At 69.6% G+C, this 13117-nt stretch carries 11 protein-coding genes and 1 tRNA gene; 2 read left to right on the plus strand and 10 right to left on the minus strand.

What is annotated here, in order from left to right:
* Positions 1-57 precede the first annotated feature (57 nt).
* The 10 genes from rpoB to ACFV1L_RS02290 all read right to left on the minus strand — a co-directional run bounded on the left by rpoB (position 58) and on the right by ACFV1L_RS02290 (position 10439).
* Positions 58-3531, minus strand: a complete 3474-nt coding sequence (gene rpoB, locus ACFV1L_RS02245) for a DNA-directed RNA polymerase subunit beta (protein ID WP_380362102.1) — start codon at positions 3529-3531, stop codon at positions 58-60.
* A 601-nt stretch (positions 3532-4132) separates the two neighbouring features.
* Complete coding sequence (rplL, locus tag ACFV1L_RS02250; protein WP_380362104.1) at positions 4133-4516, minus strand: 50S ribosomal protein L7/L12; 384 nt, start codon at positions 4514-4516, stop codon at positions 4133-4135.
* 83 nt (positions 4517-4599) lie between these two features.
* Positions 4600-5154: a 50S ribosomal protein L10 gene (gene rplJ, locus ACFV1L_RS02255; RefSeq protein ID WP_035863562.1), complete on the minus strand. Its 555-nt coding sequence runs from the start codon at positions 5152-5154 to the stop codon at positions 4600-4602.
* Positions 5155-5465: 311 nt separating this feature from the next.
* Positions 5466-6260 (minus strand): hypothetical protein, encoded by a 795-nt coding sequence (locus tag ACFV1L_RS02260; protein ID WP_380362106.1) that lies wholly within the window; start codon positions 6258-6260, stop codon positions 5466-5468.
* A 91-nt stretch (positions 6261-6351) separates the two neighbouring features.
* Positions 6352-7230, minus strand: a complete 879-nt coding sequence (locus ACFV1L_RS02265) for a hypothetical protein (protein ID WP_380362107.1) — start codon at positions 7228-7230, stop codon at positions 6352-6354.
* A 150-nt stretch (positions 7231-7380) separates the two neighbouring features.
* Positions 7381-8103, minus strand: coding sequence for a 50S ribosomal protein L1 (rplA, locus tag ACFV1L_RS02270; protein ID WP_035863568.1), 723 nt, complete (start codon positions 8101-8103; stop codon positions 7381-7383).
* A 108-nt stretch (positions 8104-8211) separates the two neighbouring features.
* Positions 8212-8646, minus strand: coding sequence for a 50S ribosomal protein L11 (rplK, locus tag ACFV1L_RS02275; protein ID WP_380362109.1), 435 nt, complete (start codon positions 8644-8646; stop codon positions 8212-8214).
* Positions 8647-8812: 166 nt separating this feature from the next.
* The gene (gene nusG / locus ACFV1L_RS02280) at positions 8813-9688 is read right to left on the minus strand and encodes a transcription termination/antitermination protein NusG (protein WP_380362111.1); all 876 of its coding nucleotides are present in this window, start codon (positions 9686-9688) and stop codon (positions 8813-8815) included.
* A gap of 179 nt (positions 9689-9867) precedes the next feature.
* On the minus strand, positions 9868-10224 hold the full coding sequence (gene secE, locus ACFV1L_RS02285) for a preprotein translocase subunit SecE (protein WP_380362113.1): 357 nt from the start codon (positions 10222-10224) through the stop codon (positions 9868-9870).
* A 142-nt stretch (positions 10225-10366) separates the two neighbouring features.
* Positions 10367-10439 (minus strand) — tRNA-Trp (locus tag ACFV1L_RS02290).
* 258 nt (positions 10440-10697) lie between these two features.
* Between ACFV1L_RS02290 and ACFV1L_RS02295 the strand changes: the two genes are divergently transcribed.
* A complete protein-coding gene (locus tag ACFV1L_RS02295; protein ID WP_035863578.1) occupies positions 10698-11936 on the plus strand; it encodes a pyridoxal phosphate-dependent aminotransferase in 1239 nt (412 codons plus the stop codon).
* A gap of 93 nt (positions 11937-12029) precedes the next feature.
* On the plus strand, positions 12030-13097 hold the full coding sequence (locus ACFV1L_RS02300) for an adenosine deaminase (protein WP_380362115.1): 1068 nt from the start codon (positions 12030-12032) through the stop codon (positions 13095-13097).
* Positions 13098-13117: the final 20 nt, after the last annotated feature.

Consider the following 13117-nt stretch of genomic DNA (forward strand, 5'->3'; position numbering starts at 1 on the left):
GGTCTGAGGGGGGCCTGGGGGCGGGCCGACCGGGGTCACCGGCCGGCCCGACCTCCGTCAGACCTCTTCGACGCTGCTCGGCTCGCGCCGGGACAGGTCAATGCCGAGCTCCTCGGCCGCGCGGAACACGTCCTCGTCGGAGTCCCGCATCTCGATGGACTGGCCGTCCGAGGACAGCACCTCCACGTTGAGGCAGAGCGACTGCATTTCCTTGATGAGGACCTTGAAGGACTCGGGAATGCCGGGCTCGGGGATGTTCTCGCCCTTGACGATGGCCTCGTAGACCTTCACGCGGCCGAGGACGTCGTCGGACTTGATGGTGAGCAGCTCCTGCAGCGCGTACGCGGCGCCGTATGCCTCAAGGGCCCACACCTCCATCTCACCGAAGCGCTGACCACCGAACTGCGCCTTACCACCGAGCGGCTGCTGGGTGATCATCGAGTACGGGCCGGTCGAACGGGCGTGCAGCTTGTCGTCGACCAGGTGGTGCAGCTTGAGGATGTACATGTAGCCGACCGAGATCGGCATCGGGAACGGCTCGCCGGAGCGGCCGTCGAACAGCCGGGCCTTGCCGGTGGAGTTCACCAGGCGCTCACCGTCACGGGTGAGGGTGGTGTTGTCCAGCAGGCCGGTGATCTCGTCCTCGCGGGCGCCGTCGAACACCGGGGTGGCGAGGTTGGTGCCGCCCTCGACGGTGTCCGCGCCGATCGCCTGCAGGCGCTTGGCCCACTCGTCGGCGAGGCCGGAGACGTCCCAGCCCTGCTTGGCGAGCCAGCCGAGGTGGATCTCCAGGACCTGTCCCGGGTTCATTCGGGACGGGACGCCCAGCGGGTTCAGGATGATGTCGACCGGGGTGCCGTCCTCCAGGAACGGCATGTCCTCGACCGGCAGGATCTTGGAGATGACGCCCTTGTTGCCGTGGCGGCCGGCCAGCTTGTCACCGTTGGTGATCTTGCGCTTCTGGGCGACGTAGACGCGGACCAGCTGGTTCACGCCCGGGGGAAGCTCGTCGCCCTCCTCGCGGTCGAAGACGCGGACGCCGATGACCTTGCCGGACTCACCGTGCGGCACCTTCAGCGAGGTGTCGCGGACCTCACGGGCCTTCTCACCGAAGATCGCGCGGAGCAGGCGCTCCTCCGGGGTCAGCTCGGTCTCACCCTTCGGGGTGACCTTGCCGACCAGGATGTCGCCGGTGACGACGTCCGCGCCGATCCGGATGATGCCGCGCTCGTCGAGGTCGGCGAGGACCTCCTCGGAGACGTTCGGGATGTCCCGGGTGATCTCCTCGGGGCCCAGCTTGGTGTCACGGGCGTCGACCTCGTGCTCCTCGATGTGGATCGAGGAGAGGACGTCGTCCTGCACGAGGCGCTGCGACAGGATGATCGCGTCCTCGTAGTTGTGGCCCTCCCAGGACATGAACGCCACCAGGAGGTTCTTGCCGAGGGCCATCTCGCCCTCGTCGGTGCACGGGCCGTCGGCCAGCACCTGGTTGACCTCGACCCGGGCACCCTCGTCCACGAGCACCTTCTGGTTGAAGGCGGTGCCCTGGTTGGAGCGGGTGAACTTGGCGGCCCGGTACGTGGTGTAGGTGCCGTCGTCGTTCGCCACGGTGACGTAGTCGGCGGAGACCTCCTGGACCACGCCGGCCTTCTCGGCGGTGATGACGTCCGCGGCGTCGACGGCGCAGCGGTACTCCATGCCGGTGCCGACCAGCGGCGCCTCGCTGCGGAGCAGCGGGACGGCCTGGCGCATCATGTTCGAGCCCATCAGCGCGCGGTTGGCGTCGTCGTGCTCGAGGAAGGGGATCATGGCGGTCGCGACCGACACCATCTGGCGCGGCGAGACGTCCATGTAGTCGATCTCGGTGCCGGGGATGTAGTCGATCTCGCCGCCACGGCGGCGGACCAGGACGCGCGGCTCGGCGAAGGTCAGCTCCGCGGTCAGCGGGGCGTTGGCCTGCGCGATGACGTAGCGGTCCTCCTCGTCGGCGGTCAGGTAGTCCACGGCCTCGGTGACGACACCGTCGACGACCTTGCGGTACGGGGTCTCGATGAAGCCGAACGCGTTGACCCGGCCGTACGAGGCCAGCGAGCCGATCAGACCGATGTTCGGGCCTTCGGGGGTCTCGATCGGACACATGCGGCCGTAGTGCGAGGGGTGCACGTCACGGACCTCGAAGCCGGCCCGCTCACGGGACAGACCGCCGGGGCCGAGCGCGGACAGACGGCGCTTGTGGGTCAGGCCCGACAGCGGGTTCGTCTGGTCCATGAACTGCGACAGCTGGCTGGTGCCGAAGAACTCCTTGATGGAGGCGACGACCGGCCGGATGTTGATCAGGGTCTGCGGCGTGATCGCCTCGACGTCCTGGGTGGTCATGCGCTCGCGGACCACGCGCTCCATGCGGGCGAGGCCGGTGCGGACCTGGTTCTGGATCAGCTCGCCGACGTTGCGCAGGCGGCGGTTGCCGAAGTGGTCGATGTCGTCGACCTCGATGACGATGTCGCGGCCCTCGTCATCGCGCCACTCGGTCTCGCCGGCGTGCAGCTTCACCAGGTACTTGATGGTGTTGATGATGTCGGGCTCGGTGAGCACGCCGGAGTCCAGCGACTCGGCGTTGCCGAGCTTGCGGTTCACCTTGTAGCGGCCGACCTTCGCCAGGTCGTAGCGCTTCGGGTTGAAGTACAGGTTCTCCAGCAGCGTCTGCGCGGCCTCGCGCGTGGGCGGCTCGCCCGGGCGCAGCTTGCGGTAGATGTCGAGCAGCGCGTCGTCCTGGCCCTGGGTGTGGTCCTTCTCCAGGGTGGCGCGCATCGACTCGTACTCGCCGAACTCCTCGAGGATCATCTCGGTGGTCCAGCCGAGCGCCTTCAGCAGCACGGTGACGGACTGCTTGCGCTTGCGGTCGATGCGGACACCGACCATGTCGCGCTTGTCGATCTCCATCTCCAGCCAGGCACCGCGGGAGGGGATGATCTTGGCGGAGAAGATGTCCTTGTCGGAGACCTTGTCCAGGGTGGAGTCGAAGTAGACACCGGGAGAACGCACCAGCTGGGACACGACGACACGCTCGGTGCCGTTGATGATGAACGTGCCCTTGTTGGTCATGAGCGGGAAGTCGCCCATGAACACGGTCTGGGACTTGATCTCACCGGTCTCGTTGTTGGTGAACTCCGCGGTGACGAAGAGCGGGGCCGCGAAGGTGAAGTCGCGGTCCTTGCACTCGTCGATGGAGTTCTTCGGCGGCTCGAAACGGTGGTCCCGGAAGGTCAGGGACATCGACCCGCTGAAGTCCTCGATCGGCGAGATCTCCTCGAAGATCTCCTCCAGACCGGACTTGGTGGGGACGTCCTGACCACTCTCCAGGGCAGCCTCGACCCGGGACTTCCAGGCCGCATTGCCGAGCAGCCAGTCAAAGCTCTCGGTCTGCAGGGCCAGGAGGTTCGGGACCTCGAGGGGCTCCTTGATCTTCGCGAACGAGACGCGGAGCGGGGCGGTGGATGCGGAATTGTTCGAGGCGTTGCGCGGCGCGGCCAAGAGGGGGGTCCTTCCGAGGGCTCGGAGCTCACTACGCGCATACCGTCCGGGCCTTGGCCGAGGCGGAAAACCCCAGGTCAGGACAGGGGCCGCTCCGGGCGACGAGTCACGGAGCAGCTAACAGGCAGCGCAAAGGGACAGTGTAGCCAATGGCGACACTGCTAGCAAGCCCTGATTCGGAGACCGAATCGGACGCTCCTCCCGTACAACCGACAACCCGCCCAGTGATCCCTCACCGGCCGGGCCGTCGCACCCACTCCTGCGTCACCGGGAACCTTCCCAGTGCCGCCGCCGAATATGCATCGGAGGCGGTTCCGCTTGGGCACGCGCCTTGAGAATCGCGCGCCGCGTGCCGTTCGTCAAGGCCCCCACCAGGGTGCGGACCTCGTACTGCCCATCGTTCGCACCGCCCGGGGCGTTACACACGGCCTGTGACCGGGTGGCGACGACAGCGATCACCCTACCCCCGAGGACCGACAGGCTCCGAGTCCGGCTTGGGCCGAACGAAGCACGGCGGCGCCGGGAACGAAGCAGGCCGGGCCGGCCACCCCGAAGGGTGGCCGGCCCGGCCGGAGGAGCACCTCTCAGAGAGAGGAGGAAGTCACTTGACGGTGACCTTGGCGCCAGCGCCCTCGAGCTGAGCCTTCGCCTTCTCGGCGGTCTCCTTGTTGACCTTCTCGAGAACCTTGGCACCGGCGGTGTCGACGAGGTCCTTGGCCTCCTTCAGGCCGAGGGAGGTCAGGGCGCGCACCTCCTTGATGACCTGGATCTTCTTGTCGCCGGCACCGTCGAGGATGACGTCGAACTCGTCCTGCTCCTCGACGGCCTCAGCGGCAGCACCCGGAGCGGCAACGCCGGCAACGGCGACCGGGGCGGCGGCGGTGACGTCGAACTTGTCCTCGAAGGCCTTCACGAAAGCGGCCAGCTCGATGAGGGTCATGCCCTCGAACTCGGCGAGCAGTTCGTCGGCGGTGAGCTTCGCCATGATTGGCGTCCTTCCACTAATTCGGCAGGTGCCGGATGTACGGATTGGCGGGCGTACTTGCGGGCCCGCTGGGACGGGAGTGGTTACTCCGCGTCCTCGGCGGGAGCCGGAGTACCGGCACCGCCCTGCTCGACCTTCTCGCGCAGCGCTTCCACGGTGCGAACGAGCTTGGACGGGAGCGCCTGGAAGACGGCGGCAGCCTGGGACTGCTTGGCCTTCATCGCACCCGCCAGCTTGGCGAGCAGCACCTCGCGGGACTCGAGGTCCGCGAGCTTCTTGATCTCATCGGCGGACAGCGCCTTACCGTCAAGGACACCGCCCTTGATGATGAGAGCAGGGTTCTCCTTGGCGAAGTCACGCAGAGCCTTCGCCGACTCCACCGGGTCACCGGTGACGAAGGCGACAGCCGTCGGACCGGCGAACAGGTCGTCCAGCTCGGAGATCCCGGCCTCGTTGGCCGCGATCTTGGTCAGCGTGTTCTTCACCACGGCGTAATCGGCGTTGCCGGTGAGCGAGCGACGCAGCGTCTTGAGCTGCTTCACCGTGAGACCGCGGTACTCGGTCAGAACGGCGGCGCTGGAAGCACGGAACTTGTCCGTGATCTCGGCGACGTCGGCAGCCTTGTCGGGCCTGGCCATAGGCTTACGCCTCCTTCCGTGATGTCGAAGTCGGGCCGACCTTCGAGAAGTCGACCATTCAACGCCGCGGACCCCGGGAAGCGAAAAAGCCCCGGCGCGCAGGCGCACGGGGCTTGCCATGACCTCGACGGACCGCGAACGGACCGGAGATCTTGTCTGCTCCACAACCTGCGCGGGCGACCCGCACGAGTGCGGATCCTTCGGCGCCGCCCACCCTCTCGGGAGCACGGCAACAACCAGCGGTCTTTGGCTCAGCCAGCCTAACGGCCCACCCGGATTTGTCCAAATCGACTTGGTTTCCGGCCGTACGGCTACGGGAACGGGGGCGGGCTCGCGCCGGGTTCGGGGGCCGTGTCGGCCTCGGCGGGGGCCTGCACCGAGAGCGAGGAGCTGCCGTAGTCGCTGTAGCCGATGGTGTCCACCTCGGCGGCCGCCCTGCGCAGCTGGACCAGCTGGTCGCGGTCGTTCAGCCACAGGTCGAGCACCACGTCGCCCGGCCCGAGCGCGGTCTCCAGGGCCTGCCGGCGGGCCGCGTCGAGCTGCGACTGGGCGGCGGCGTACTGGGCGGCGGTCATGGTGACCCGGTAGTGGTGGACGGTGGTGTCCAGCAGCTTCTCCTCGCCGACCGGCACCGGGTCGCCGGCGGCCGCCGCGGCGGTGGCGACCACCGGGTTGACCCGGTCGATCAGCGCCGAGTACGGGCTGCGGGTGCCGGTGTACTTCACCCAGTGCGGGCCGCCGAGCCGGGCGGCGCTCTGCGGGTCGCCGCCCACGTACGCGGAGGTGTCCATCACCATCAGCTGGCGGGCGTCCGCGTCGGCCCGGTACTGGAGCACCGTCTTGGGCGCCCAGAACAGCGCGCCCTTGGCCCGGTCCTCCCCCAGGGTGGCCCGGAACTCGGCCCGCCGGGCGTCGTGCAGCGCCAGCTGAGCGGAGAGCATCACCCCGTGCGGAGAGCGGTCGGTGGGCGTGGCCTGCGGGGCGGACGGCGACGGGGTGGCGGGCTGCGCGATGCCGTCGGCCGGGCCGGAGCCGGTGCAGCCGGCCACGGTCAGCAGCAGGGCGGCCCCGAGCAGGGCCGCGGCCGTGCGCACGCGTGCCGCCATCGGTCCCTCCTCCCGGTCGTCCGTTCCGTGCCCCACCTTGCCATGCGGCCCGTGCGGCCCGGCGTCGCCCCCGGGCCGCACGGGTCCGGGATCACTGCTTCAGCAGATCGGTCAGCGAGAAGACCTCGGAGTCGGCCGGGGCCTTGGTCGGCTGGACGCTGCCGAGCGCGCTGTAGACGATCTTGGCGGGACCGGTCGACACGCCGTTGCTGGACTGCTGGACGACCTCGCCCTTGGCGTTGATCCAGAACTCGGTGGTGGTGGTCGAGCCCTTCTTCTTCAGCTCGTCCAGCACCTGGGCCTTCAGCTCCGGCGACAGGTCCATCTTGGCGACCAGGGCGTCCACCGGGATGTCGCTGCGGTAGTGCCTGGTGCTCTGGCCCGCCACGGTCTCGGTGCCGGCCTCGGTCGCGGTCGGCGCGGCGACGGCCAGCTGCACGGCCGGGTTCATCAGCTCCATGGTGGCGGCGAAGCCGCCGGCGTCGCTGCCGCCGGGGGCGCCCTGGGCGGCGGCCTTCGGGTCGATCTTCATCCAGGTCTTGCCGCCGGCCAGCGCGGCCATGTCGGCGCCGGCGCCGATGTACATCACGTCGCCGACGAACAGGACCTTGGCTTCCTTGCCGTCGCTCTTGGTGTTGATCAGGAAGGACTTCGGGCTCTTCCAGACGAACTCGCCGGTGCCCTCGGTGCCGCCGCTGATGGTCAGCTTGGCGCTGCCGGCCTTCTCCATCACGGCGGCCGAGGCGAGCAGGGCCTCCTTCGCGCCGAGCTTCGCACCGCCCTGGCCGGCTCCGGTGCCGCTGCCGTCGGAGGCACCGGTGCCGCCCGCGCCCGCACTGGCCGTGCTGCCGCCGGAGGCGGTGGCGTTGGGCTTGGCGTCGGTGGCGCCGTTCGATCCGGAGCCGCTGCTGCAGGCGGTCAGCAGACCTGCGGCCAGAGCGGCCGCGGCAAGGGTACGCAGTGCGCGCACGAGAGTCCCCCCTATTGTCCGATTCTCATGTGGAAAGGCTTTCGGACTCTATCCGATGCCCCGGGGGGTCGCGGCGGCATAAAAGGCACCGGGCCCGCACCCCGAGAGGGGTGCGGGCCCGGTGCGACCGCGTGGGGAACTGACCTGGGGTCAGACCGCCGCCGGGTCCTCCTCGACGAGGAGGTTGCGGGTGCGGTTCGGGTCCACCTGGATGCCGGGGCCCATGGTGGTGGAGAAGGCGACCTTCTTCAGGTAGCGGCCCTTGGCGGCGGCCGGCTTGGCCCGCAGGACCTCGTCCAGCGCCGCGGCGTAGTTCTCGACCAGCTGCTCGTCCGAGAACGAGGTCTTGCCGATGATCAGGTGCAGGTTCGAGTGCTTGTCGACGCGGAACTCGATCTTGCCGCCCTTGATCTCGTTGACGGCCTTGGCGACGTCCGGGGTCACGGTGCCGGTCTTCGGGTTCGGCATCAGGCCACGGGGACCGAGCACGCGGCCCAGGCGGCCGACCTTGCCCATCAGGTCCGGGGTGGCGACGACGGCGTCGAAGTCCAGACGACCCTTGGCGACCTCGTCGATCAGCTCGTCGGAGCCGACGATGTCGGCGCCGGCGGCACGCGCGGCCTCGGCACGCTCACCGTTCGCGAAGACCAGGACCCGGGCGGTCTTACCGGTGCCGTGCGGGAGGATGACGGTGCTGCGGACCATCTGGTCGGCCTTGCGCGGGTCGACACCCAGGCGCATGGCAACCTCGACGGTGCCGTCGAACTTGGTGGTGGAGGTCGCCTTGGCGAGGCGGACGGCCTCGAGCGGGGCGTAGATCCGGGCGCGGTCGACCTGGGCGTCCGCGGCCTTGAGGGCCTTGCTGCGCTTCACTGCTGCTCCTAGTAACTGGGCCCCTCCTGCTCGCTGGCGGGCAAGGAGGGAGGAGTTCGTGGTAGTCACGGGCCGCGCAGGCCCTACCACGGTGGACGTACGGGCTGATCAGCCCTCGACGGTGATGCCCATCGACCGGGCGGTGCCGGCGATGATCTTCTCCGCGGCGTCCAGGTCGTTGGCGTTCAGGTCGGGCATCTTGGTGGTGGCGATCTCGCGCACCTGGGCCGAGGTCAGCTTGGCGACCTTGGTCTTGTGCGGCTCCTTGGAGCCCTTGTCGATGCCCGCGGCCTTCAGGATGAGGCGCGCAGCCGGCGGGGTCTTCGTGATGAAGGTGAAGGTGCGGTCCTCGTAGACCGTGATCTCCACCGGCACGATCATGCCGCGCTGCGACTCGGTGGCCGCGTTGTACGCCTTGCAGAATTCCATGATGTTGACGCCGTGCTGGCCGAGCGCGGGGCCGACCGGCGGGGCCGGGTTGGCCGCACCGGCGTTGATCTGGAGCTTGATAAGCCCCGTGACCTTCTTCTTCTTGGGAGGCATGTCTCTCCGGGTCCTTCCGAGAGGTGATTGCTGAGGTACCCGGCCCCGGGGCGAAACCCGGCTGCCAGGACACACATCGGACCAGGCTAACCGCTGATGCGGTGCTGGACCAAAACGGTGCCGGGGCGGAGGCTTTCGCCCCGCCCCGGCACCGGAGACCTGTGGGTCAGTTCTTCTGGATCTGGTCGAAGGAGAGCTCGACCGGGGTCTCCCGGCCGAAGATCTCCACCAGGCCCTTGACCTTCTTCGAGTCGGGGTTGATCTCGTTGATGGTCGCCTGCAGGGTGGCGAACGGACCGTCGGTGACGGTGACCGAGTCGCCGACCTCGAAGTCCAGCACCTGCACCTCGACCGGGCGCACCGGCGAGGCCTTGCCGGCCTCCTTGGCGGCGGCGCGCTCCACGTCGGGGGCGAGCATCTTGACGACCTCGTCCAGGGTCAGCGGGTACGGGTCGTAGGCGTTGCCGACGAAGCCGGTGACACCGGGGGTGTTGCGCACGACGCCCCAGGACTCCGGGGTGAGGTCCATGCGGACCAGCACGTAGCCGGGGAGCTTGTTCTGCCGGATGGTCTTGCGGTCGCCGTTCTTGATCTGGACGACCTCCTCCTGCGGAACCTGGGACTCGAAGATGTAGTCCTCGACGTTCAGCGAGACGGAGCGCTGCTCCAGGTTCTGCTTCACGCGGTTCTCGTAGCCGGCGTAGGTGTGGATGACGTACCACTCGCCGGGGGCGCGGCGCAGCTGCTCGCGGAACTCGGCGACCGGGTCGGACTCGACCTCCTCGGTCTCCTCCTCGGCGGAGGTCTCCTCGGCGGCGGTCTCCTCGACGGCCTCCTCGTCCACCTCGTGCACGGCCGCGACCTCGGCCGGCTCGCCGGCCTCGACCTCGTCGGCGGCCTCGACCTCGTCCTCCGCGGCGTCCGCGCCTTCCACGATCTCCTCGGCGGCTTCGGCGTCAGCAGCCTCGGCCGCGTCCAGCTCGGCGGCGACATCCGCCTCGCGGACGGTCTCGTCGGCGTCGTACAGGGGGGACTCAGACACGGTCGCTGCTTCTTTCCTGGTTGTGGAACGGATACCTCAACAGTACCGACTCAACGGTAGTCGCCCGTGGCCGTTCGCGCCGACAGCTCGACCCGGGCCGAGAGGTTCGGCCCGGGTCGGGGTGGAGTATCGGTGCGGAATCCGCGGGGATCCCGGTTTCGGTCGGCCCTGATCGGGCGTCAGCCGAAGAGCCAGAAGGCTCCCTTGGCGAAGACCCAGTCGAGACCGGCGACCAGCAGCATCAGCACGATCACGAAGGTCACCACGACGGTGGTGTACTGGATCAGCTGGCTGCGGGTGGGCCAGACGACCTTGCGGAGCTCCGCGATGATCTGGCGGTAGAAGATGCCGATCCGGGCGAACAGGCCCTTCTTGGCCCGCTTGCCGGACTTCTTGCCCTCACCGCCGGACGCCTTGTTGGCACGCCGGCGCTCGCGCCGCGACAGCTTGCCGTCCGCGGTGGTCTCGTCCGCCGCGTCGGCCCCCTCGGGGTTGCCGCTCTCAGGCGTTGCGGTGGAGCCCGTGGTCTCCGTCACTCGTCCTCACCTGAATCCGGGTCCTGCGGAGCTTCCGTGCCTGGTGCACGGGCGATCCGGCGAAAGCAGTGCTGGGCGGGGCCCTCTCCGCATCAAGCCCGCTCGCTCTGCGGAGCGAACGGGCTTGGCACGAGTCGAGCTGCAGGGCACGAGGGACTCGAACCCCCAACCGCCGGTTTTGGAGACCGGTGCTCTACCAATTGAGCTAGTGCCCTTCGGAACCTCGCGGCTCCGTCGTGGCCCCCAACCTACCGCATCCACCCGGCCGTGTGGTGTACCCGGCCGAAGGATCCGCACTTGGGAGCCGTCGAGCAGTGAGTGTACGGGTTCTTCGCCGATTGGTCGAACCTCATTCACCGCGACCCCTGGCGAGTCGTCACCCGTTCGGCGGCGGCGTACGGATGATGGAACGCCCCGGTCGCATGGTGGAACCGCGATGCCCGCCGCCCGTGCGGTCTGGGACCATGCAAGACATGAGCGCACCCACCCCCGAGAACGTCTCCCCCGCGAACCGCCGGGTCTCCGCCCGGGTCGGCGCCATCGCCGAGTCGGCCACCCTCGCCGTCGACGCCAAGGCCAAGGCCCTCAAGGCCGCCGGCCGCCCGGTGATCGGCTTCGGCGCCGGCGAGCCCGACTTCCCGACGCCCGGCTACATCGTGGACGCCGCCGTCGCGGCCTGCCAGGACCCGGCCAACCACCGCTACACCCCGGCCGGCGGCCTGCCGGAGCTGAAGGCCGCGATCGCCGCCAAGACGCTGCGCGACTCCGGCTACCAGGTGGACGCCTCGCAGGTGCTGGTGACCAACGGCGGCAAGCAGGCGATCTACAACGCCTTCGCCGCGATCCTCGACCCGGGCGACGAGGTGATCATCCCGGCGCCGTACTGGACCACCTACCCGGAGGCCGTGAAGCTGGCCGGCGGCACCCCGGTCGAGGTGGTCGCCGACGAGACCACCGGCTACAAGGTCTCGGTGGCGCAGCTGGAGGCCGCCCGCACCGCCAACACCAAGGTGGTGCTGTTCGTCTCGCCGTCCAACCCGACCGGCGCGGTGTACACCGAGGCCGAGGCCGAGGCGATCGGCCGCTGGGCGCTGGAGCACGGCCTGTGGGTGCTCACCGACGAGATCTACGAGCACCTGGTGTACGGCGACGCGAAGTTCACCTCGCTGCCGGCCCTGCTGCCCGAGCTGGCCGACAAGTGCATCGTGGTCAACGGCGTGGCGAAGACCTACGCGATGACCGGCTGGCGGGTGGGCTGGCTGATCGGCCCGAAGGACGTGGTGAGCGCGGCCGCCAACCTGCAGTCGCACGCCACCTCCAACGTCTCCAACGTGGCGCAGCGCGCCGCCCTGGCGGCCGTGGCCGGCGACCTGTCCGCGGTGGACGAGATGAAGACCGCGTTCGACCGCCGCCGCCGCACCATCGTGGCGATGCTGAACGAGATCGAGGGCGTGTACTGCCCCGAGCCGGAGGGCGCGTTCTACGCCTACCCGTCGGTCAAGTCGCTGCTGGGCAAGGAGATCCGCGGCAAGCGCCCGCAGACCTCCGCCGAGCTGGCCGCGCTGATCCTGGACGAGGCCGAGGTCGCGGTCGTCCCCGGCGAGGCCTTCGGCACCCCGGGCTACCTGCGGCTCTCGTACGCGCTGGGCGACGCCGACCTGGTCGAGGGCGTCAGCCGGATGCAGAAGCTGCTGGGCGAGGCCCGCGCCTGATCCACGGGCTCCGGCCGCCCCCCGCACTCATCCCTTCGGGCGATGTGCGGGGGGCGGTTCCTGTTTCGGCCGGTTTTGCGGCAGGATCGGTGAATGGATCGTCTGCGTGATGTCCGGAGCCTCCCGAAGGCCCATCTCCACCTGCACTTCACCGGTTCGATGCGCCCTGCGACGCTGCTCGAACTCGCCGACAAGCACGGCATCCGGCTGCCGGAGGCCCTCAGTTCGGGCCACCCGCCGAAACTGCGGGCGACCGACGAGCGCGGCTGGTTCCGGTTCCAGCGCCTGTACGACACCGCGCGCTCCTGCCTGCGCGACGAGTCGGACATCCGCCGCCTGGTCCGGGAGACCGCCGAGGACGAGCGGGCCGACGGCTCCCGCTGGCTGGAGATCCAGGTCGACCCGACCTCGTACGCGCCGCTGCTGGGCGGCCTCACGCCGACCCTGGAGCTGATCCTGGACGCCGTCCGGGAGGCTTCCGAGGCGACCGGGGTGGGCATCCGGGTGCTGGTCGCGGCGAACCGGATGAAGTCGCCGATGGACGCCCGCACGCTGGCCCGCCTCGCCGTCCGCTACACCGACCGGGGCGTCATCGGCTTCGGCCTGTCGAACGACGAACGGCGGGGCCTGGCACGGGACTTCGACCGCGCGTTCGCGATCGCCCGGAACGGCGGGCTGCTGGCCGCGCCGCACGGCGGGGAGCTGGCCGGGCCGGGTTCGGTCCGCGACTGCCTGGACGACCTGGGTGCCGGGCGGATCGGCCACGGCGTGCGGGCCGCCGAGGACCCGCGGCTGCTGCAGCGGCTCGCCGACCGGCAGGTGACCTGCGAGGTCTGCCCCGCCTCGAACGTCGCGCTCGGCGTCTACGAGCGGCCCGAGGACGTCCCGCTGCGCACCCTGTTCGAGGCCGGGGTGCCGCTGGCGCTGGGCGCCGACGACCCGCTGCTGTTCGGCTCCCGGCTGGCCGACCAGTACGCGCTGGCCCGCGAGTCGCACGAGTTCACCGACGCCGAACTGGCCGAGCTGGCCCGGCAGTCCGTCCGCTCGTCGCGGGCTCCGGAGCACGTCGCCAAGGAGCTGCTGGCGGACATCGACGCCTGGCTGGTCGAGGAGCCGAACCCGACCGTCCCGGCCCCGGCCGGCGAGCGGGTTTCGCTCTGAGGGTCTGTCGTCGAACCCGC

The sequence above is a fragment of the Kitasatospora sp. NPDC059646 genome, from assembly GCF_042734615.1.
Classification (GTDB): domain Bacteria; phylum Actinomycetota; class Actinomycetes; order Streptomycetales; family Streptomycetaceae; genus Kitasatospora.

Excerpts from the sequence above, each read along its gene's own strand:
- rplL (WP_380362104.1), bottom strand. The coding sequence starts at position 4,516 with ATGGCGAAGCTCACCGCCGACGAACTGCTCGCCGAGTTCGAGGGCATG.
- ACFV1L_RS02300 (WP_380362115.1), top strand. The coding sequence starts at position 12,030 with ATGGATCGTCTGCGTGATGTCCGGAGCCTCCCGAAGGCCCATCTCCAC.
- rplJ (WP_035863562.1), bottom strand. The coding sequence starts at position 5,154 with ATGGCCAGGCCCGACAAGGCTGCCGACGTCGCCGAGATCACGGACAAG.
- ACFV1L_RS02260 (WP_380362106.1), bottom strand. The coding sequence starts at position 6,260 with ATGGCGGCACGCGTGCGCACGGCCGCGGCCCTGCTCGGGGCCGCCCTG.
- rplK (WP_380362109.1), bottom strand. The coding sequence starts at position 8,646 with ATGCCTCCCAAGAAGAAGAAGGTCACGGGGCTTATCAAGCTCCAGATC.
- ACFV1L_RS02295 (WP_035863578.1), top strand. The coding sequence starts at position 10,698 with ATGAGCGCACCCACCCCCGAGAACGTCTCCCCCGCGAACCGCCGGGTC.